At 69.7% G+C, this 18,843-nt stretch carries 18 protein-coding genes and 1 riboswitch; of the genes, 15 read left to right on the top strand and 3 right to left on the bottom strand.

Annotation, left to right across the window (positions count from 1 at the left end; genetic code table 11):
- Nucleotides 1–9: 9 nt before the first annotated feature.
- The gene (locus ABZX12_RS13935) at nt 10–747 is read right to left on the bottom strand and encodes a cupin domain-containing protein (RefSeq protein ID WP_355693021.1); all 738 of its coding nucleotides are present in this window, start codon (nt 745–747) and stop codon (nt 10–12) included.
- Nucleotides 748–1,099: 352 nt separating this feature from the next.
- On the opposite strand from ABZX12_RS13935, the gene ABZX12_RS13930 reads away from it, so the two are divergent.
- Nucleotides 1,100–1,945, top strand: a complete 846-nt coding sequence (locus ABZX12_RS13930) for a hypothetical protein (RefSeq protein WP_355693020.1) — start codon at nt 1,100–1,102, stop codon at nt 1,943–1,945.
- Here the strand turns inward: ABZX12_RS13930 and ABZX12_RS13925 are convergent.
- The gene (locus tag ABZX12_RS13925; RefSeq protein WP_355693018.1) at nt 1,932–3,335 is read right to left on the bottom strand and encodes an FGGY family carbohydrate kinase; all 1,404 of its coding nucleotides are present in this window, start codon (nt 3,333–3,335) and stop codon (nt 1,932–1,934) included. The two genes, ABZX12_RS13930 and ABZX12_RS13925, sit on opposite strands and share 14 nt — an antisense overlap.
- 116 nt (nt 3,336–3,451) lie before the next feature.
- On the opposite strand from ABZX12_RS13925, the gene ABZX12_RS13920 reads away from it, so the two are divergent.
- Genes ABZX12_RS13920 through ABZX12_RS13890 form a run of 7 tightly spaced genes read left to right on the top strand, consistent with a single transcriptional unit; the run spans nt 3,452 to nt 10,354 of the window.
- Nucleotides 3,452–4,345 carry a nucleoside hydrolase gene (locus ABZX12_RS13920; protein WP_355693016.1) on the top strand — a complete coding sequence of 298 codons (894 nt, stop codon included), beginning with the start codon at nt 3,452–3,454 and terminating at the stop codon, nt 4,343–4,345.
- A complete protein-coding gene (locus tag ABZX12_RS13915) occupies nt 4,342–5,637 on the top strand; it encodes an extracellular solute-binding protein (protein ID WP_355693014.1) in 1,296 nt (431 codons plus the stop codon). Before ABZX12_RS13920 ends, ABZX12_RS13915 begins: the two co-directional genes overlap by 4 nt.
- Before the next feature lie 4 nt (nt 5,638–5,641).
- Entirely contained in the window at nt 5,642–6,541 is a 900-nt protein-coding gene (locus ABZX12_RS13910; RefSeq protein WP_355693012.1) for a sugar ABC transporter permease, read from the top strand.
- Entirely contained in the window at nt 6,538–7,434 is an 897-nt protein-coding gene (locus ABZX12_RS13905) for a carbohydrate ABC transporter permease (protein WP_355693010.1), read from the top strand. The genes ABZX12_RS13910 and ABZX12_RS13905 overlap by 4 nt, the downstream gene beginning before the upstream one ends.
- A gap of 39 nt (nt 7,435–7,473) precedes the next feature.
- Complete coding sequence (locus ABZX12_RS13900; protein WP_355693008.1) at nt 7,474–8,469, top strand: TIM barrel protein; 996 nt, start codon at nt 7,474–7,476, stop codon at nt 8,467–8,469.
- Nucleotides 8,466–9,389, top strand: coding sequence for a transketolase (locus ABZX12_RS13895; protein ID WP_355693006.1), 924 nt, complete (start codon nt 8,466–8,468; stop codon nt 9,387–9,389). The genes ABZX12_RS13900 and ABZX12_RS13895 overlap by 4 nt, the downstream gene beginning before the upstream one ends.
- Entirely contained in the window at nt 9,386–10,354 is a 969-nt protein-coding gene (locus ABZX12_RS13890; protein ID WP_355693004.1) for a transketolase C-terminal domain-containing protein, read from the top strand. Before ABZX12_RS13895 ends, ABZX12_RS13890 begins: the two co-directional genes overlap by 4 nt.
- Here the strand turns inward: ABZX12_RS13890 and ribB are convergent.
- Complete coding sequence (gene ribB / locus ABZX12_RS13885) at nt 10,338–10,952, bottom strand: 3,4-dihydroxy-2-butanone-4-phosphate synthase (protein ID WP_355693002.1); 615 nt, start codon at nt 10,950–10,952, stop codon at nt 10,338–10,340. The two genes, ABZX12_RS13890 and ribB, sit on opposite strands and share 17 nt — an antisense overlap.
- An 85-nt stretch (nt 10,953–11,037) precedes the next feature.
- A riboswitch (FMN riboswitch) is annotated at nt 11,038–11,171 on the bottom strand.
- Nucleotides 11,172–11,218: 47 nt separating this feature from the next.
- On the opposite strand from ribB, the gene ABZX12_RS13880 reads away from it, so the two are divergent.
- From ABZX12_RS13880 to ABZX12_RS13850, 7 genes are all read left to right on the top strand, one after another.
- The gene (locus ABZX12_RS13880; protein ID WP_355693000.1) at nt 11,219–12,736 is read left to right on the top strand and encodes a DUF4038 domain-containing protein; all 1,518 of its coding nucleotides are present in this window, start codon (nt 11,219–11,221) and stop codon (nt 12,734–12,736) included.
- A gap of 30 nt (nt 12,737–12,766) precedes the next feature.
- Nucleotides 12,767–13,744, top strand: a complete 978-nt coding sequence (locus ABZX12_RS13875; RefSeq protein ID WP_355692999.1) for a sugar-binding transcriptional regulator — start codon at nt 12,767–12,769, stop codon at nt 13,742–13,744.
- Complete coding sequence (locus tag ABZX12_RS13870) at nt 13,734–15,080, top strand: threonine/serine exporter family protein (protein WP_355692998.1); 1,347 nt, start codon at nt 13,734–13,736, stop codon at nt 15,078–15,080. The genes ABZX12_RS13875 and ABZX12_RS13870 overlap by 11 nt, the downstream gene beginning before the upstream one ends.
- Before the next feature lie 270 nt (nt 15,081–15,350).
- Nucleotides 15,351–16,553 (top strand): 3,4-dihydroxy-2-butanone-4-phosphate synthase, encoded by a 1,203-nt coding sequence (locus tag ABZX12_RS13865; protein ID WP_355692996.1) that lies wholly within the window; start codon nt 15,351–15,353, stop codon nt 16,551–16,553.
- On the top strand, nt 16,550–17,323 hold the full coding sequence (locus ABZX12_RS13860; protein WP_355692994.1) for a class I SAM-dependent methyltransferase: 774 nt from the start codon (nt 16,550–16,552) through the stop codon (nt 17,321–17,323). Before ABZX12_RS13865 ends, ABZX12_RS13860 begins: the two co-directional genes overlap by 4 nt.
- Entirely contained in the window at nt 17,310–17,708 is a 399-nt protein-coding gene (locus ABZX12_RS13855) for a cyclic nucleotide-binding domain-containing protein (RefSeq protein WP_355475244.1), read from the top strand. The genes ABZX12_RS13860 and ABZX12_RS13855 overlap by 14 nt, the downstream gene beginning before the upstream one ends.
- Nucleotides 17,698–18,675 (top strand): adenylate/guanylate cyclase domain-containing protein, encoded by a 978-nt coding sequence (locus tag ABZX12_RS13850; protein ID WP_355692993.1) that lies wholly within the window; start codon nt 17,698–17,700, stop codon nt 18,673–18,675. The genes ABZX12_RS13855 and ABZX12_RS13850 overlap by 11 nt, the downstream gene beginning before the upstream one ends.
- Nucleotides 18,676–18,843: the final 168 nt, after the last annotated feature.

Below are 18,843 nucleotides of genomic sequence, written 5' to 3'. Positions count from 1 at the left end.
TTCTACCTCTCACGCTCGGGTGGTGTCATAAACGTCGAGGCGGCCGCACATACCGTGCCGGCCGAACTCGGTGGGGGTCGGAAGTCGGTGGAGTTCGGCGGTCTGCAGATGCGGCGCGGTGCCGGCCTCCAGCGCGTCCAGCGCGGCGCCGGTCTCGTCCGCGAGCCGCCGGGCGCCCTGCTCCCAGCGCTGGCGCCAGTTGGCGAGCTGCGGCCGCACGATCCGGATCGCCGCCGCGAAGAACTCGTCCAGCGCCGCGGGGCCTTCCACCTCGTACCGCTCGCGCAGCACGGCGTACCCCTGGAGCGCGAGGTCGCGCCGGGCCATCGCCGACCGGGTGCGGGCCTCGCCCTCGCCGGTCAGGGCGGTCGCCGCCAGGTACGTCGCGCGGTCGGCGAGGTGTTCGGGCGGCAGCGTCAGGACGGCGTCGCCGGCCTCGGGTAGCCCGGAGTTGGACATCAGGGTGAGGATCTGCAGCCCGCCGTCGTTGACCAGCCGGTGGATCGTGCCGGGGTCGAACCAGACGACGGTGCCGGCCTGCAGTGGGGTCTCGGTGTAACCCTTCGTGTTCAGGGTCTGTACGACGCCGGCGCCGGCGATCACGCAGTACCCCTCCGAGCAGGCCAGGTGGACGTGCGGCGTTCCGCCGACCAGGCCGTCGGGTGCCTCGGCGTCGTACACCGTCAGCTTCGAGATGCCGATGCCGCCGGGCAGGGCCGCAGCCGGTCCGGGCTCGAACTCACACATGGACGCCTCCCTCCCGCAGGCGTGGAAAGGGCTTTCCGTAGCCTGTGATCGCAACCATAGGTGGGCGTCACGGCCGAGTCAACCTGCAACGGAAAGCGATCTCCAACACCCTCTCCCGCCGCGCCGCGTTCACCTCACCCCGTCCGGCGGCAGCTCCGCATCTGATGGGTGGGCGTCCGAAAGTCAGGGTTTGCGCCCGGGATATCGGTCGCCAACCCGGCATCTGAGACGTCCACCCACCAGATGAGGCGGCGGCTGCCGGCGGGGAACGGCCTGGCGGCGTGGTACGTCGTAGCCGGTCGACAAGACATTCGCCCTCCGGCCTCCGAGCCGGACTCTTGTGGAGGTGGTTATGGCCGACAGAATCAGCCGCCGGCAGGCGTTGATGCTCGGTGGAGGTGCGCTGGCCGCACTCGGCTCGGCGGCCGGTGCGCAGACGGCTTCGGCGGCACGGCCCGTGGAGCGGAGCGCAGCGGCGCAGGCGGGGACGGAGTGGTTTCGGCTACCCGTCGTGACGGCGAACATCGGGCGCAAGCACCTCGGCGCCCGCGAGGCCGCGATCACGGCGGTCCGCGGGGGCGACCCGGGGCACCGGCCGTTCGTCGGCTGGCAGGAGATCAGCGAGGGCGACTCGGGCGAGCCGCCGATGATCACGCGGCACTTCGGCAGCAAGTACCGCAACGCGTTCCTGCACGACCCCAAGTCGTTCCGGGTGCCGATCTCGGTGCCGGAGCCGTGGAAGATCGTGAACTCGAAGCGCACCTTCGTGCACGGCGGCATCGCCCACGTGACGCCGCCCCGGTACATCAACGAGGTGGTCGTCGAGCACAGCGCGCACCCGGGCCTGAAGTTCGCCCTGATCAACTCGCACTACATCGCGAACGCGTACAACGGCAACAAGAACCCGAACCTGCAGGACGAGTGGCAGCTGCACAAGAAGCTGCACCGCGAGCGCGTGATGGCCCACCACAACCAGGGCCACCTGGTGATCTGGACCGCGGACACCAACAATCCCGGCTACGTGCGGGCCACCGGCCAGGACAGTGAGCACCGGGCCCTCTTCAAGGGCATCGACCGGATCAACTGGCTGCCCGGCGACGGCAAGGTCCGGCTGGACCTGGTCAACACCAAGGTGATCCCGATGAACGTCGACGGCCATGACGCCCGGCTGGCCGTGTTCCGGATCAAGCTGGCCTGACGCGGACCGTCGCGACCGCCTGAGCCCATTCGTTCCGGCGCCGGCCACGATTGCCGGCGCCGGGACCGGGCTCGAACGTCCGGTACCGCCGCTTCCTCGCCCAGCCGGTCGACGCGCCGAGCGTGGTCCACGCCAGCTCGGCGACACCCAGAGCCGAGATCTCCGGTACGTCAGCCGCCTCGACCGGATGACCGAGCAGATCCGCCTGGGTCTGCATGAGCAGGTCCGATACCGTCGCGCCGCCGTCCGCACGGAGGCTGCTGAGCGGGCCCGGGATCGTGTCCGCGAGGTCGCAGATCTGGTGCGCGACCGCGTCGACGGCCGCCCGCGCGATGTGCGCCCGCGTCGTCGAGCTGCTCATGCCGGTCAGGGCCGCCCGCGCGTCCCGGTCCCAGTGCGGTGCGCCGAGTCCCGCGAACGCCGGTACCAGGACGACGCCCTCCGCCGCCGGGACCGTCCCCGCGAGAGCCGTCAAGGCGCCGACGTCGGGAAGACCGAGCAGGTCCGCGGTCCAGGCGAGCGCGGCGCCGGACGACACGATGTTGCCTTCCAGCGCGTACACCGGCCGGTCGGTCAGCCAGGCGAGCGTGCATCCGTCCGGCTCGAACCCGTCCACCGGCGTCATCACCGACGAGCCGGTCCCGTACGTCGCCTTCACCAGACCCGCTTCGGCACACCCTTGCCCGTACATCGCCGCATGCGAGTCCGCGAGGACGGCGACGATCGGGATCCCGTCGGCCAACCCCGGTACGCCCTTCGTCACCCCGAATCCGGCGTTCGACGGGCGTACGTCGGGCAGCGCCGCCCGCGGTACGCCGAACGCTTCGAGCAGCTCGTCCGACCAGTCCAGGGTCGTCAGGTCGTACAGCAACGTACGAGAGGCGTTACCGGCCTCGGTCAAGTGCTCTTGGCAACCGGTCAGCCGGTAGATCAACCACGCGTCGACGGTCCCGACCAGGCAGTCGGACCGGTCGCGGAGCCAGCGCATCTTGGGCGCGGAGAACATCGCGTCGACGCGCAGGCCGGTACGCCGGCGGACCAGGGCGTCGACTGCCGGCGGTAGTTGGGCACACCAACTACTGGTGCGAACGTCCTGCCAGCCCAGAACCGGACCCACGGGCTCGCCCGAGGAGTCCCAGCCGACGACGGACTCGCGCTGGGTGGACAACGCGACCCCCACGATCTCCGCTCCGCCGCCCGCGAGGCAGGTGGCGATCGCTCGAAGGACGCTCCGCCACAGATTCTCGGCGTCTTGTTCGACCCAGCCGGGCCGGGGCGTCGCGAGGCCGACCGGGGCCGAGCCGCTGCCGAGCACGGTTCCGTCGGCGGCGACCAGGACCGCCTTGGAGTTGGTCGTGCCCTGGTCGATCGCGAGTACCGCCTGGACCATCGGCCCTCCAAGTTTCAACTGAGCTCTTGACGTGACTCTAGCCGCGTGGTGACACTCATGGCGACAGGCTATGCAGTACTGAATATCTATTCGCAAAGCGAAACGGAGGAGAGCGCGTGAAGCCGAGCAGACGCCGGGTGATCATCAACACCGATGCCAAGAACGAGGCGGACGACCAGTTCGCGATCGTGCACGGGCTGCTGTCGCCGACCTTCGACGTCCGCGGCCTGATCCCCGCGCACTTCGGCACCCGCCGGTCGGATCGCAGCATGGAGGAGTCTCGCGAGGAGATCGACCTGCTCTTGGACCTGCTGGACCTGACCGGCCGGGTCACCGTCGCGAACGGCGCCCCGACCGGTATCCCGGACGAGCAGACCCCGCTCGACTCGCCCGGTGCGCGGCTGATCATCGAGGAGTCGAAACTGGCCTCCGACGGTGACCCGCTGTTCGTCTCGTTCCTCGGGCCGCTCACCGACATGGCCTCGGCCATCCTGCTCGATCCCGAACTCGTCCACCGGAACGTGATCGTGATCTGGATCGGCGGCCGCGGCTACAACGGCTACGCCGCCGACCACCGGATCGAGTTCAACCTGTCGAACGACATCCATGCGGCCAATGTCGTGTTCGGGTCCGGGATCACGGTCTGGCAGGTCCCGAGCGACGTGTACACGAAGGTTTCGGTCAGCTACGCCGAGCTCGAGGAGAAGATCGGCGACGCCGGTCCGCTCGGCAAGTACCTGATCGAGCAGCTGGTCGCGTGGAACGCCACCTGGCACGGCGAGCCGATCGAGTCCCGCTCCCTCGGCGACTCGCCCGCCATCTCCTTGATGCTCTACCCGCACAGCGGCAACTTCCGGACCCGTCCGGCGCCGCGCTTCGGTGTCGACGGCTGGTACCTGCCCGGCACCGACAACCCCATCCAGGTCTGCGAGCAGGTCGACGTCCGGTTCCTGCTGGAGGACATGTTCGCCAAGATCCGCCGCTTCGCCCGTCAAAGGAGCATGCAATGAGCACGTCGTACACCCGCCGGGGATTTCTCGGTCTCACATCCGCCGCCGCGCTCGGCGCCGGTCTGTCCGCCTGCACCGGGGGTGGTACGTCGACCGGCGGGGGCGCCACCCAGGCGGCGTCGAACAACCTGCGCCTGTTCACCTACGAGGGTGACGAGACGATCGGGTTGCTGAAGGCGCAGGTGAAGAAGTTCGACGAGCAGAACGGGACCACGACCACGGTCGACAGCCTGCCCGGCTCGGGGGCGGCGGTGTACCCGGACAAGCTGCGCACGGAACTGCTCGGCGGCAAGGGCCCGGATGTCTGGCGGATCTGGGGCGGCCAGATCGGAGCGCCGTTCGCCAAGGCCAAGCAGGCGCTCGACCTGACGCCGTACTACTCCAAGTACGGCTGGGACTCGAAGATCAACACCCAGGCGATCGGCGGGATGACCTTCGAGGGGATGAAGGCCGGGGTGCCGTTCGTGTCCCTCGGGATCGGTGCCTGGTACAACAAGTCGCTGTTCGCGAAGGCCGGCGTCAGCGCCCCGCCGAAGACGTACGCCGAACTGGAGGCGATCAACGACAAGCTGGTGGCCGTCGGCGTCACGCCGCTCGGGACCGGTGGCAAGTACGGCTGGCACATCATGCGGCTGTTCGAGTACTTGCTCGAGCACACCGCGGGACCGGAGCTGCACGACAAGCTGCTGACCGGCGCCGAGAGCTGGGACCGGCCCGAGGTGGTCGAGGCGTTCGCGCTGTTCAAGAGGTGGCAGGACAAGAAGTGGCTGCCGCAGGGCGCGCTCGGTCTCGACCCGGCCGACATCGAGCCGGCGTACGTCCAGGGCAAGACGGCGTACACGATCACCGGACCGTGGACCGAGGCGGCGGCGATCCTGTCGGCGAAGAAGAGCTCGTCGGCGTTCGGCAACTTCGAGCTGCCGACCGACAAGAGCCCGGCGCGGCACTCCGGCTTCGTCGAGGGCTACATGATCAACGCGAAGTCCGGCAACGCGGACAAGGCCGCGGCGCTCATCGACTTCATCATCCAGCCGGCCACCCAGAAGGCGCTGCAGGTCACTGCCTCCACGGTCAAGGGCGCCGAGCCCGACCCGAAGACGCTGCCGCTGGCGGCGGAGTGGGCGCAGAAGTACGGCAGCAACCCGTTCTACACGATCCAGGACCAGGCGTTCCCGAAGAAGCAGGCCGACCAGTACTTCAGTGTCCAGAGCGACCTGCTGCAAGGCTCGGTCCAGCCGGATGCCGCGGCCAAGAAGATGCAGGAGATCGTCTCCGCGTGGGCGAAGAGCTGAGCACATGGCCAGCTCAGTCGCAGTCGTCAAACCGAAACGCGGGGGCCGCTGGTCGCCGTGGTTGTTCGCCCTGCCTGCCCTGGTGGTGTACGTCGCGTTCCTGGTGTACCCGGCGTTGTCGTCACTGTGGTTCAGCCTGACCAACTGGGACGGCCTGAGCGCGACGTACGAGTTCGTCGGGCTGGACAACTACTTCAAGCTGCCGCAGGACCCGGTGGTCGTCACCGCGGTGCAGAACAACCTGATCTGGACCGTGGTCACGATCGCCGTACCGACCGTGATCGGGCTGCTGCTGGCGATCGCGCTGAACGGCAAGGTGCACGGCAAGCCGATCCTGCGGCTGATCTTCTACACGCCCGCGGTGCTGCCGCTCGTGTCCATCGCGAGCATCTGGGGCTGGCTGTACAACCCGCAGTACGGCGCGATCAACTCGTTCCTGCGGCTGATCGGGCTGGACGGGTTGGCGCAGGCGTGGCTCGGGCAGGACTCGACCGCGCTCTGGGCCGTGATGGTGCCGGCGATCTGGTTGCGCACCGGATTCCCGATGCTGCTGTACCTGGCCGCGCTGCAGGGCATCCCGAACGAGCTGTACGAGGCCGCGACTGTCGACGGCGCGACGAAGTGGCAGCAGTTCTGGCACGTGACGATGCCGAGCCTGCGGCCGGCGCACTACATCGTGCTGGCGCTGTCGCTGATCGACTCGTTCAAGGTCTTCGACATGATCTACGCGATGACGTACGGCGGTCCCGGGACGTCGACGCAGGTGATGGGGACGTGGATGTACTTCAACGTCTTCCAGTACTACCAAGCCGGCTACGGCACCGCGATCGCCGTCGTGATCACGCTGGTGGCGATCGCGGTAGGCATCCCGTACGTCCGCTCCCAGACGAGGGAGGCCTCATGACCACCATCGCCCCGGCCCAGGTGACCGCGCCGGCTCAGGCTGCCGCCACCGAACCGATCAGTTCCGGTCCCAAGGGGCGTCGCGGCCTGGTGATGACGCTCGTCCTGGCAGTGATAGCGCTCTTCTGGATCTCACCGCTGGCACTGCTGGTGATCACCGCGGTGCGCCCGCTGTCCGACTTCATCGGCAACGGGCCGTTGTCCTGGCCCGACCAGCTCACCTGGAGCAACTTCAAGGACGCGTGGGGCATCGGCAACTTCGCCACGACCTACAAGAACAGCGCGATCCTGGCCGCGATCAAGGTGCCGCTCGGTGTGCTGGTCTCGGCGATGCTCGGGTTCGCGCTGGCCAAGCTGCGGATGAAGTTCCGCCGGACGGTGATGTTCTCGGTGTTCCTCGGGCTGACGATCCCGATCTACATCACGATCGTGCCGGTCTTCATCATGATGCGGCAGGCCGGAGCCACCGACAGCATCTTCGGGCTGATCGGGCCCTACCTGGCGTTCGGCATCCCGTTCGAGGTGCTGGTGCTGCAGTCGTTCTTCCGGCAGCTCCCGGACGAGATCATCGAGGCCGCCCGGGTGGACGGTGCCGGTGACTGGCGGGTGTTCTTCACGATCATCCTGCCGCTGTCGGTGCCGGCCCTCGTCACGGTGGCGATCCTGGACGCGGTCGCGACCTGGAACGAGTTCCTGTTCGCGCTGATCCTGTTGAACTCCGACGCGCACAAGACCATCCCGGTCGGGCTGCTGAACTTCCAGGGCCAGTTCGCCAACAACAACACCGGCCTCGCGGCGGGCATCCTGATCGCCGTCGTGCCGATCCTCATCGCTTACACCCTCCTTCAGCGCTGGATCGTCGGCGGTCTCACCGCGGGCTCGCTGAAGGGCTGACACCGCCCCGCACCGCCCATGACAAGGAGAATCGAAACCATGACAGACATGCCGGTCTTCGGCGCGGGTATCTGGCACTTCGCCACCTACAAGGATCGTTACGCCACCGACGGGTACGGCGAGCCCGTCGGCCTGCTGGAGCAGATCGACCGCGCCGGCGCCGTCGGCGACCTGTCCGTCGTCGACCTGAACTGGCCGTTCGCCGGGTACGACGGGACGCTCGACGAGGTGAAGGCAGCGCTGCAGCGGAACAACCTGAAGGCGATCGCGATCACGCCGGAGATCTACACGAAGGACTTCGTCAAGGGGTCGTTCACGAACCCGGACCCGAAGGTCCGGCAGCAGGCGCTGGAGCTGTTGCACCAGGCAACCGAGCTGGCCAAGGGCCTGGGCTGCTCGTACGTGAAGCTGTGGCCGGGTCAGGACGGCTGGGACTACCCCTTCCAGGTGAACTACCACGACATCTGGAACCTCGCGCTGGACGGTCTCAAGGAGCTGGTGTCGGCGCATCCCGACATCAACTTCGTGATCGAGTACAAGCCGCGTGAGCCGCGGGTGAAGATCATCTTTCCGAGCGTCGCGCGCACGCTGCTCGGCATCGAGAAGATCGGCCTGCCGAACCTCGGCATCCTGCTCGACTTCGGCCATTCGCTGTACGGCCAGGAGACGCCGGCCGACGCGGCGCAGCTGGCGATCGACTACGGCCGGCTGTTCGCGATCGACGTCAACGACAACCTGCGCGGCTGGGACGACGACATGGTGGTCGGCTCGGTGCACCTGGTCGAGACGTTCGAGTTCTTCCACACGCTGCGCAAGAACAACTGGGAGGGCGTGTGGCAGCTCGACCAGTTCCCGTTCCGCGAGGACAGCGTGCAGGCCGCGAAGCAGGCGATCACCTTCCTGAAGGCGGTGCACCACGCGCTCGACGTCCTGGACGAGGAGGCGCTGGCGGCGGCGCAGGCGTCCCACGACGCCCTCGCCGCGCAGAAGCTGGTCCAGAAGGTCCTGCTGAGTTCGATGGCTGAGCAGGCATGAGCGATCGTATGACGCTGACAGTCGAGCACGCGACGCTGCCGGTGCTCGGGCGGCTGCCGATCCACAGCAGCCGCGCCGAGCAGATCGTGCACATCGCCGAGGCCGCCCAGCAGATCCGGATCCAGGACCTGAAGCTGGTCCACCACGCCGGCGCCGGGCACATCGGCGGCGACTTCTCCGCGATCGACATCCTGGCCACGCTGTACGGCGCCGTGCTCGACATCTCGCCCGACGCGGTCGACGACCCCGAGCGGGACCGCTTCATCCTCAGCAAGGGCCACGTCGCCGGCGCGCTCTACACGACGCTCGCCGCGTTCGGGTTCCTGCCGGTCGAGGAGCTGGCGACCTTCCTCAAGCCGCTGTCCGCGCTGAACGGGCACCCGAACCGGAACAAGGTCGCGGGCGTCGAGGCGAACACCGGTCCGCTCGGGCACGGCCTGCCGGTCGCGGTCGGTCATGCCCTCTCGGCCAAGCTCGACGTCTCGCTGCGGCGGACGTACGTGCTCGTCGGCGACGGCGAGCTGCAGGAGGGCTCGAACTGGGAGGCGATGATGGCGGCCTCGCAGTACCAGCTGGACCGGCTGACCGTGATCGTGGACCGGAACCGGCTGCAGCAAGGCGCGACCACCAAGGAGACCAACGACCTCGACCCGCTGCCGGAGAAGGCGGCCGCGTTCGGGTTCGCGGTGGTCGAGGTGAACGGCCACGACCACGGCGAGCTGCTCGACGTGCTGTCCGCCGTACCGTTCCGCCCGGGCAAGCCGACCTTCGTGATCGCCCACACGCACAAGGGCCACCCGATCTCGTTCATGAGCAACAACGTCGCCTGGCACCACCGGGTGCCGGACGCGGCGGAGTTCCAGCAGGCGCTGACCGAGCTGGAAGCTGTTGCTCCCGGATATGCCAAGGAGCCGGCATGACCGCCGTAGAAACCCCTTCCATCGCTGACCAGCCGCGGTACGACTGCCGGGACGCGTACGTCGAGACGCTCGCGGAGCTCGCCGAGGCCGATCACCGAATCGTGGGGGTGGTCAACGACTCCGTCGGGTCGAGCAAGCTGAACAGCTTCCGCAAGGCGTTCCCGGACCGGCTGATCAACGTCGGCATCGCCGAGCAGGACATGGTCGGGGTGGCGTCCGGGCTGGCGAACGGCGGCCGGATCCCGTTCGTGTCGGCGGCGTCCTGCTTTCTCACCGGGCGTGCGCTCGAGCAGATCAAGGCCGATGTCGCGTACTCGAACACCAACGTCAAGCTGTGCGGGATGAGCCCGGGTGTCGCGTACGGCGAGCTCGGCCCGACGCACCACTCGATCGAGGACATCGCCTGGCTGCGCGCGATCGACGGCCTGCGGATCGTCGTACCGGCGGATCCGGTCGAGACCGCGGCCGCGCTGCGCTGGGCGGCCGCGGCGCCCGGGCCGGTGTTCATCCGGGTCAGCCGGATGAGCGTGCCGAAGGTGTACGCCGACGACTACGAGTTCCGGCTCGGCAAGGCGATCACGGTCCGCGAAGGCAACGACGTGACCGTGATCAGCAACGGGACCGTGCTGTGGCGGGCGCTGGCCGCCGCGGAACGGCTCGCCGCGGAAGGGATCTCGGCGCGCGTGCTGTCGATGCCGACGGTGAAACCGCTGGACGTCGACGCCGTGGTCGCGGCCGCGCGGGAGACGGCCGGCATCGTGACCGCCGAGGAAGCGGTGCCGGGCGGCGGGCTCGGCGGCGCGGTCGCGGAGACCGTCGTCCAGCATCACCCGGTCCGGGTGTCGATCCTCGGTATCCCGGAGTTCGCACCGACGGGGTCGGCCGGCTACCTGCTCGACCGGTACGGCCTGTCCGCGGACGGCATCGCCGACGCCGCCCGCAAGCTGCTCAGGCCAGGTAGCTGACGAGATCCGCGATCGAGATCATCGCGAAGCCATGAGCGTCGGCGAAACCGCGCAGATCGGCGCCGGTCATCAGGGTGCCGTCGTCGTTCATGAGCTCGCCGATCACGCCGACCGGCGGCAGTCCGGCCAGCCGGACGAGTTCGACGGTGGCCTCGGTGTGACCGGGCCGCTGCCGGACTCCGCCGTCGACGGCGCGCAACGGCAGGATGTGGCCGGGCCGGATCAGGTCCGCGCGCTGCGCCGAGGGATCGGCCAGCACGCGGACGGTCCGCGCCCGGTCCGCGGCGGAGATGCCGGTGCCGACGCCGGTCGCCGCGTCGACGGACACGGTGTACGCCGTCCGCAGGCTGTCCTGGTTGTCCGGCACCATCAGCGGCAACTCGAGCCGGTCCAGGATCTCCGGCGCGGCGGGCGCGCAGACGTAGCCGCTGGTGTGGCGGACGAGCAGGGCCATCAACTCGGGGGTCGCGAGGCTCGCGGCGAAGGTCAGGTCGCCTTCGTTCTCGCGGTCCTCGTCGTCGACGACCACCACGGGTCGCCCGACGGCGAGCTCGGCGACGGCGCGCTCGATGGTGTCCAGGCTGGTGACGGTGTTCACGGTCGTTGTCCTCTCGGCAGTGCACGCAGAGCACTCCGGGGGGCAACGACAAGCCCACGCCCCCGTTTCCGAGGACGTGCGACTGCCACGTGCGTCTTCCCATCCGGACTTTCACCGTCGGTCCTGGAGTTCCACCAGGTCAACCGCTCCTCCTCGCGGAGTCACGGGTCGCGGACTGTCACCGCCGGCTCGGAATTTCACCGACCCCAGAGCACGTGTGTTCTTCTCGGCAACAGCCTAACGGCAATCAGCAGATCAGGAGTGTCATGTCCATCTCATCCGTCTGGCACCCGATCGAACTCCCGGCCACCGGCGACTGGGTCGAGTTCGAGCACGAGACCGGTCTGCGCCTGCGGCGCCCGACCTTCTGGGACGGCGCCGGCCCGGAACAGGTCCGCTCCGCGCGTGGTGGTGTGGGGCGGAAGGTTCGGTTCGCGGCGCCGCTGCCCGGCCGCTGGCGGTGGGCGGCCGGCGGCGGGTCCGCCGTTCCGCCCGAGGGCGGGGAGTTCGACGTGGCTCCCGCACCTGCCGGCGAGAGCAATCCGTTCTACTTGCACGGGTTCTGGCGGATGTCGCCCGGCGGGCGCAGTCTCGTGTATGCCGACGGGACACCGGCGGTCCTGGTCGCCGACACAGCATGGGCTCTGCCCTGGCGCGCTACCCCGGAGCAAGTGCGTGAGTATGCCCGGGACCGGCAGTCCAAGGGTTTCAACGCAGTGCTGCTGATGACCGTGCAGCCGGACATGCGGGCAGTCGGGCCGCGCGACCGCACCCAGGACGAAGGCTTCGACGTCGGATTCGAGGACCTCCCGGACGGCCACCTCAACCAGCTGAACGTCGAGTACTTCCAATACCTCGACCTGCTGCTGGAGATCCTCGTCGAGCACGGCATCGTTCCGGTGCTGCAGCCCGTGTTCCAGGGGTTCGGCTGGAAGGGGCTCGACGTCGCCGGCACCGTCGTACCGCCGGAGGAGTACGCCGCCTACTGCCGGTACCTCGTCGCGCGGTACGGCGCCCGGCCGGCGATCTACCTGGTCGGCGGCGACGGCTCCGGAGCCGAGCCGCAGACCGCGGCCGGCGGCGCCGAGGTACACGCGGTCGACTGTTACGAGCAGCCGACCGGCATCCACTACCGGCCGCACATCCGGGCGGCCGCCCATCAGGACGCCGAGTGGCTCGATTTCCAGTGGTGCCAGACCGGCCACACCGGCGAGCACGTCCCGGAGCGGGTCGCCGACATGTGGCGGAACCACCCGGTCAAGGCGGTCGCGAACGGCGAACCGACGTACGAGCACACCGGCCGGACCGGTGTGGCCGAGGGCTGGTGGCAGGGCCACGAGGCGTGGAGCAACCTGTGCGCGGGCGGGACGATGGGCGTCGTCTACGGCGCGGGCAGCCTGTGGCAGTGGCGGCTGCACAGCGAGGAGCCGGGGCACTCCGAGTTCTTCCTCGCCCCCGGCGCCGGCTGGCGGGAGGCGATCGGCTTCGAGGGATCGACGTACGTCGGGATGCTCGGCAAGATCCTGAACGGACTGCCGACGACCGACATGACGCCGGACTGGACTCGGGTGATCTCGGGCCGCGCCCTGAGCACCGTGGACGGCGGCCTGATCGTGTACCGCGAGAACGGCGGCCCGGTGATGGTGTTCGACGACACGGTCCCGCTGAACTACACGATCGTCGACCCGCGCGACGGCTCGGTCGTCGCGACCGGCCGGCGGGACACGCCGCGAAGTCCGCTGCCTGACGCCGGTGGCGCACCGCGGGTCTACATCTGCCTATAGTCCAGGTTGATCGTCTTGAAGGGGAGCGCCGTGAACAGCAACCGTGGTGTCCGCCAGCCCGGGCTGGACGAGCTGCGGCTGCTCGCGAAGGTGGCCCGGATGTACCACGAGAAGGGCATCCGGCAGCCGCAGATCGCCGCCGAGCTGAACCTGTCCCAGGCGCGCGTCTCCCGGATGCTGAAACAGGCCGTCGAGGTCGGCATCGTGCACACCGTGGTGACCATGCCGAGCGGCGTGCACAGCGACCTCGAGGACGAGCTGCAGGGCCGGTACGGGCTGCGGGACGCCGTGGTCGTCGACACCCTCGGCGTGGGCGACGACGTGCTGCCGGCGCTCGGCTCGGGCGCGGCGGCGTACCTGGACATGACGCTGACCGGCGGGCACGTGGTCGGCATCTCGTCGTGGAGCGAGACGCTGATCAGCGCCGTCGACCGGATGCCGCGCAAGAGCGTCCCGGTGGTCGACAAGGTGGTCCAGATCGTCGGCGGGCTGGGCGACGCCGCGGTGCAGATGCAGGCCACCCGGCTGACCGCGCGGTTCGCCGAGCTGACCGGCGGGATGCCGGTCTACCTGCCCGCTCCCGGGCTGGTCGGCACCCCCGCCGTCCGCCGGGCGATGATGAACGATGTGTCGGTTCGGGACGTTCTGGGCACGTGGGGACAGCTCACCGACGCCCTGGTCGGGATCGGCAGCCTCGAGCCTTCGCCGCTGCTGCAGCGCAGCGGCAACGCGGTCGCGGAGGCCGACCAGGACGAGCTGCGCCGGCTCGGTGCCGTCGGGGACGTGTGTTTCCGGTTCTTCGACGAAGAGGGAAAGCTCGTGCGTTCGACGTTCGACCAACGGGTCATCGGGGTGACCGCGAAGGAACTGCTGGCGGTGCCGCGCCGGATCGGCGTGGCCGGCGGGGACCGCAAGTACTCCGCGATCCGCGCCGCCCTGCTCGGCGGCTGGGTCAACATCCTGATCACCGACCTCGCAATGGCTCACAAGCTTCTCGATGCAGCCTGACGAGCAGCGGGAGGTCTACGCGACCATCGACCTGGCGTTGCGGGTCGGTGAGGTGCTGCTGTCCAGCGGCGCCGGTACGGCGGACGCGACCGCGACGATCCTCGGCGTCACCGCGGCCGGCGGGCTGCGCGGGTGCGAGGTCGACATCACGTTCACGTCGATGGCGGTCTCGTACCAGGCCGCGCCCGACGTCGCGCCGGAGACGCACATCCGGCTGGTCCGGTACCGGTCGCAGGACTTCTCCCGGCTGACCGAGGTCGACCAGCTGGTACGGCGGTTCGCCCGCGGCGACGTGACCCGCGAGGAGGCGTCGCGGGAGCTCGCCCGGATCACGTCGGCCGGCCCGCCGTACCCGCGCTGGAGCGCGGTGCTCGCCTGGGGCGTGATGGCCGGCGGCGCGACGCTGCTGCTCGGCGGCGGCTGGCTGATCACGCTGGTCGCGGTGCTGACCGCGATCGTGATCGACCTGAACAACCGGTGGTTCGCCCGGCAGCGGCTGCCCGCGTTCTACCAGCAGGTCGCCGGCGCATTCGTGGCGACCGCCGTCGCGCTGATCCTGTACGCCGTGCACGCACCGGTGAAACCGTCCCTGGTCGTTGCCGCGGGCATCATCATGCTGTTGGCCGGGATCGCGCTCACCGGTGCCGTCCAGGACGCCATCACCGGGTACTACGTGACCGCCGCGGCCCGCAGCCTCGAGGCGATGCTGCTCACCGGCGGGATCATCGCCGGCGTCTCGCTCGGCCTCGCGCTCGGGCTGAGGTTCGGCCTGCACGTCGGCATCGAACCCCAAACCATCCAGCTGGCGAACCTTCCGATCATGGTGATCTCCGGCGCGGTGATGGCGGTCGCCTTCGCCTACGCGACGTACGCGCCGCTGCGGGCGTTGCTGCCCGTCGCCCTGATGGGCGCCCTCGCCTCGCTGGTGTTCACGCTGATGACACGCGCGTCCTTCGGCCCGGCGTGGTCCACGGCCGCGGCCGCGTTCGTCGTCGGTCTGGGCGGGTACTCGGGCGGCCGGCGCACCGGCGTACCGCCGTTGGTCGTGGTCGTCGCCGGATCGATCCCGTTGCTGCCCGGGCTGACGATCTACAAGGGCCTGTACGAGCTCATGGGTGTCGGCCAGCTGATCGGCATCGTCAGCCTCACCACCGCAGTCGCGATCGGCGTCGCGCTCGCCTCGGGCCTGATCCTCGGCGAGTACGTCGCCCAGCCGATCCGCCGCGAGGCGAGACGTCTCGAGGACCGTCTGGCCGGGCCCCGCCTCGTCGGACCGCGCCGCCCGGTCCGCCGCCGGACCGGCCGCACGACCCGTCGCCGCCGCCGCGCCGCCTAGCGGACGGCCGCCGCCAAAAGCCCACTTTGTGCCCCCACCGTGCATTTCGGCCGCCGGGATATGCGCGGTGGGGGCACAAAGTGGTCGACGGGGCGGGTGGAGGGTGTGGTTTACTGCCGACTGGTGCGATTCCACGGTGTGACGGTTCTGGCCCGTCGGCTCTGCCGCGAGGCGGAGTAACCCGGTGCTGACCCGGGGCCACGCGGTGATACCCCGCTTCAGCTCGGACCTCCCGGTCCCTGGCCATCGTCAAGTGGTGGAGAGCGAAGCATGTTCACAGGACGAATCGAGCACGTCGGGACGGTCGCCGGGGTCGACGGCGGCTCGTTGCGGGTGACCTCGGACGTGGCGGTCGCGCCGGGTGGCGCGGTGTGTCTCGACGGAATCAGGTTCACCGTGGAGCCGGGTCCGGCCGGCGAGATCCAGGTAGTGGTCACCGACGAGACGCGACGACGTACGACGCTGGACCGGGTCGCCGTCGGTACGACGATGCACGTCGAGTTGCCGGTGGCGGCCGGCGACCGGATCGACGGGCACTTGGTGCAGGGGCACGTCGAAGGCGTCGGCAAGGTACTACGGGTGGACGTCGAGCCGGCCGGCCACAGGGTGTGGATCAAGCCGCCGGAGCGACTGCTGGCCCGGCTGGTGGCCAAGACCTCGGTCGCGATCGACGGGGTGAGCATCACCGTCGCCGAGGTGCTGAAGGACCGCTTCTCCGTCGTCCTGGTGCCGAACATGCTGGTGAAGACGAAGCTGGGTTCACTGGCCGCGGGAAACCGGGTCAACCTCGAGAGCGACCTGCTGGTGCGGATGGCCCGCGACCGGCACGGGCCCGAGCTGATGCGGGCGGTGGCCCGACTGCCTTGGGCCGGTCAGCTCAGCGGCGAGATCGGCGTACAGAAGGTCGTCGCGCAGATCGCGGCCGGCGGCGGCGTGGTCGTCTGGGACCCGACCGCCGAGGGCGAAGGCGACGTGGTCTTCGCCGGCGAGCGCTTCCGCCCCGAATCCATGCGCTTCCTGCTGACCGAGGCCTGCGGCCACACCACGGTCCCGTGTGACGCCGACGTCCTGCGGAGGCTGAGGATCGACCCGATCCCGGGCGAGGGGGATCGTCAGGGGACCGCGATGCATGTGCCGATCGACCTCGCCTCGGCGCCGGGTACCGGGGTGTCGGCGGCGGAACGAGCCGCGACCGTACGGCGGTTGGCGTCGCCGGACGCGGCGCCCGAGGACTTCCTCCGGCCGGGCCACGTGTTCCCGCTCGCGGCCTGTCCCGGGCTGCTGGCCGAGCGCCAGGGCCACACCGAGGCGACCGTTGCCCCGTGCAAGGCGGCCGGTCTCGCGCCGGTCGGGGTCTGCTGTGAGGTGATGCGCGCGGACGGCGTGATGGCCGGCGCCGCGGACCTCGAACAGTTCGCGCTCCGCTGGGAGCTCCCGATGATCGACATCCACGACCTGGAGCGCTGGCTGTGAACGCCCTCTACGACAACCCGGAGTTCCTCGACGGCTACCGCCGTTTACGGCAGTCCGGTGCCGCGATCAACGAGCCGCTCGAGATTCCCGCGATGAACGCGGCGCTCCCGCCGGTCGCCGGGGTGCGTGCCGTGGATCTCGGTTGTGGTGAAGGCGGTCTGGCCGTCCGGCTGGCCGAGGCGGGCGCGGCCGGCGTGCTGGCCGTCGACGCGTCGGAACAGATGCTGGCCGCTGCGACACCGCATCCTCGCGTTCGCTACCAGTGCGCCGACCTGGCCGACTTCGACGTACCGCGCGGTTCCGCGGACCTGGTCGTGAGCAGCATGGCGCTGCACTACGTCGAGGACTTCGAGGACCTGGTGGCGCGGGTCGCTCGCTGGCTCGTGCCGGGCGGGGCTTTCGTCTTCACGACGGAACATCCGGTGATGACGGCTCCGCTGGTCGCCGCGGACTGCGTGATCGACGACTACGCCGACGAGGGGCGCCGCGAGCGGACCTGGTTCGTCGAGGGCGTGGTCAAGTACCACCGCACGATCGGGACTGTCGTCGCGATCCTGCATCGGCACGGCCTCCGGGTGGACCGCGTCGACGAGCCTGTCCCGACACCCGGCCAGGTCGCGGCGCAGCCGTCCCTCGCGATCCACCGCCGCCGCCCGCCGATCCTCCTGGTCTCGGCGCGTTTCGCGCCACAGGGTGACCATCGTGTCGACGGCACGTTAGAGTTACCGACGGGAAACATCGGCGAGGAGGATCGACGTGGCACTGGGTAGGACGTCCCCACGGGACCTGCCGCTGTTCGCGGATCTGTCCGGGCGCGACATCCGGGACATCTTCCGCGCCGGCGAGGAGGTCTCGGTACCGGCCGGCTGGTCGCTGATCCTGGAGCAGACGCCGCCAGACGCGGCGTACCTGATCCTCAGCGGGACGGCCGCGGTCCGCGAGAAGGGCGAGGAGATCGCCGAGCTCGGCCCCGGCGACATCGCCGGTGAGGTCGCGGTCCGGAAGAACACGTTGCGAACGGCAACCGTCACGGCGAAGTCGCGGCTGCAGCTGCTGCACTTCACCCGGGAGAAGTTCGACGACCTCACCCGCCGGCTGCCCGCGTTCCGGGACGCCATCGACGCCACCATCGCCGAGCGCCGCGGTGGGCACTGACCCTGGGACGCCGGATCTGGCCGGACTGACCCGGGAGTTCGAGCGGACGCTGCTCGGTGGCGAGCGGAAGTTCACCCGGATCGAGGTGTCCGAACGGGCCGGGATCTCGATTCAGCGCGCCGAGCGGATGTGGCACGCACTCGGGTTCGCGACCGTGCCGGACGACGAGGTCGCCTTCACCGACGACGACGTCGAGGCGTTGCGGCTGGTCGCGGCGCTCGAGGACGACGGGTTCATCGAGCCCGAGATGGAGTCCTCGCTGGCCCGCAAACTCGGGCAGACCCAGTCCCGGCTGGCGTCGTGGCAGTCGGCGATGTTCCTGGAGTTCCTCGGCGGGTCCAAACTGTCCGCGGACGAGGCGATCGAGGTCGCCGGCCTGTTGCTGCCGGCCATGGAACGCCTGCAGACCTACGTCTGGCGCCGGCACCTCGCCGCGGCCGCCGGGCGCGCGGTGGCCGGCTCGGACGAGTTGGCCCGCGGCGTTCGGGCGGTCGGCTTCGCGGACATCGTCAGCTACACCCGCCTGGCCCGGCGGTTGGACGAGGCGGAGCTGGGCGAGCTGATCGAGCGGTTCGAGGGCACCGCGGCCGATGTGGTCGCGCTGAACGGCGGCCGGGTGATCAAGTCGATCGGCGACGAGGTGCTGTTCGTGGCCGACACCGCCGCGCAGGGAGCCGCGGTCGCGCTGGCGCTGCAGGACGCGGTGACCGCGGACGCGGACCTGCCGGAGCTACGGATCGGGCTCGCGTACGGCACGATTCTGATCCGGCTCGGCGATGTGTACGGCGAGGTGGTCAACCTGGCTGCCCGGCTCACCACCGAATGCAAACCCGGCCGGGTCCTCGCCGACCGTGAACTCGCCGCGGCCCTCGACGGCCACCCGTCGTACGCCATCCACCGCCTGCGCCGCGTCGCCGTCCGCGGCTACCGCCATCTGGTCCCGTACGCGATCCAGCGAGCCGGTTGAGCGGCAGCTCGACAGTACGTATACGCCCACTGCGGGGGATCGGCGCGGCGCGCACGCCTGCTGGATGCGGCTGTCGGCGGACACCTCCTGTCGAGCTGCCGTCCGTGACATACGGTTCGGGGTGTGCGGGAGATCAGGACGCCGGCTGAGCTGCAGCTGGTTGGCGGG

Origin of the sequence: Kribbella sp. NPDC003505 (genome assembly GCF_040610875.1) — a bacterium.
Classification (GTDB): Bacteria; Actinomycetota; Actinomycetes; order Propionibacteriales; family Kribbellaceae; genus Kribbella.
This window is presented reverse-complemented; position numbering and strand designations above follow the sequence as displayed.